We start from the raw sequence: 1,792 nt of genomic DNA, 5'->3' as shown, positions 1-1,792 counted from the left end.
TGCGACGGCCGTGTGGCCGGTTGTCTCAGTCCTTGATCTCGCAGATGGCGGCGCCGGAGGTGATGGAGGCGCCGACGTCGGCGGTGAGGCCCTTGACGGTGCCGGACTTGTGGGCGTTGAGGGGCTGTTCCATCTTCATGGCTTCCAGGACGACGATGAGGTCGCCTTCCTGGACTTCCTGGCCTTCCTCGACGGCGATCTTGACGATGGTGCCCTGCATGGGGGAGGCGAGGGTGTCGCCGGAGGCGGCGGGGCCGGACTTCTTCGCGGCGCGGCGCTTGGGCTTGGCGCCGGCGGCGAGGCCGGTGCGGGCCAGGGACATGCCCAGGCTGGAGGGCAGGGAGACTTCCAGGCGCTTGCCGCCGACCTCGACGACGACCGTCTCGCGGCCGGTTTCGTCGTCGGTGTCGCTGTCGGCGGGGGCGGTGAAGGGCTTGATGGTGTTGGTGAACTCGGTCTCGATCCATCGGGTGTGGACCGTGAAGGGGTCGGTGGATCCGGTGAGCTCGGGGGCGAAGGCCGGGTCGCGGACGACCGCGCGGTGGAAGGGGATGGCGGTGGCCATGCCCTCGACGGTGAATTCGTCCAGGGCGCGGGCGGCGCGCTGGAGGGCTTCCTTGCGGGTGCGGCCGGTGACGATCAGCTTGGCGAGCAGGGAGTCCCAGGCGGGGCCGATGACGCTGCCGGACTCCACGCCGGCGTCGAGGCGGACGCCGGGGCCCGTGGGCGGGGTGAAGGCGGTGACGGTGCCGGGGGCGGGCAGGAAGTTGCGGCCGGGGTCCTCGCCGTTGATGCGGAACTCGAAGGAGTGGCCGCGCAGGGGCGGGTCGTCGTAGCCGAGTTCCTCGCCGTCGGCGATGCGGAACATCTCGCGGACCAGGTCGATGCCGGCGACTTCCTCGGTGACGGGGTGTTCGACCTGGAGGCGGGTGTTGACCTCGAGGAAGGAGATGGTGCCGTCGAGGCCGACGAGGAATTCGACGGTGCCGGCGCCGACGTAGCCGGCTTCCTTGAGGATGGCCTTGGAGGAGGAGTACAGCTCGGTGAGCTGGTCGTCGGACAGGAAGGGGGCGGGGGCTTCCTCGACGAGTTTTTGGTGGCGGCGCTGCAGGGAGCAGTCGCGGGTGGAGACGACGACGACGTTGCCGTGGGTGTCTGCCAGGCACTGGGTCTCGACGTGGCGGGGCTTGTCGAGGTAGCGCTCGACGAAGCATTCGCCGCGGCCGAAGGCGGCGACGGCCTCGCGGACGGCGGAGTCGTACAGCTCGGGGACCTCGTCGAGGGTGCGGGCGACCTTGAGGCCGCGGCCGCCGCCGCCGAAGGCGGCCTTGATGGCGATGGGCAGGCCGTGTTCCTTGGCGAAGGCGACGACCTCGTCCGCGCCGGAGACGGGGTCGGGGGTGCCGGCGACCAGGGGGGCGCCGGCGCGCTGGGCGATGTGGCGGGCGGCGACCTTGTCGCCGAGGTCGCGGATGGCCTGCGGCGGGGGCCCGATCCAGATCAGGCCGGCGTCGAGGACGGCCTGGGCGAAGTCGGCGTTCTCGGAGAGGAAGCCGTAGCCGGGGTGGATCGCGTCCGCGCCCGACTCCTTGGCGGCCTTCAGTACCTTGGCGATGTCCAGGTAGCTGGTGGCCGGGGTGTCACCGCCCAGGGCGAACGCCTCATCCGCCGCGCGGACATGCAGAGCGTCCCGGTCCGGGTCCGCGTAGACGGCCACGCTCGCGATCCCGGCGTCCCGGCAGGCCCGGGCCACGCGGACAGCGATTTCGCCACGGTTGGCGATGAGCACCTT

General features: G+C 71.4%; 1 protein-coding gene. It reads right to left on the bottom strand.

Annotated elements, in window-relative coordinates:
- Positions 1–25: 25 nt before the first annotated feature.
- Positions 26–1,792 (bottom strand): acetyl/propionyl/methylcrotonyl-CoA carboxylase subunit alpha (locus tag IE260_RS40945; protein ID WP_189881009.1); only part of this gene is annotated, 1,767 nt, incomplete at its 5' end.

Origin of the sequence: Streptomyces viridiviolaceus (genome assembly GCF_014650995.1) — a bacterium.
Taxonomy (GTDB): Bacteria; Actinomycetota; Actinomycetes; order Streptomycetales; family Streptomycetaceae; genus Streptomyces; species Streptomyces viridiviolaceus.
Note: the sequence above shows the minus strand (reverse complement) of the source record. Positions and strands in the feature narration are given on the sequence as shown.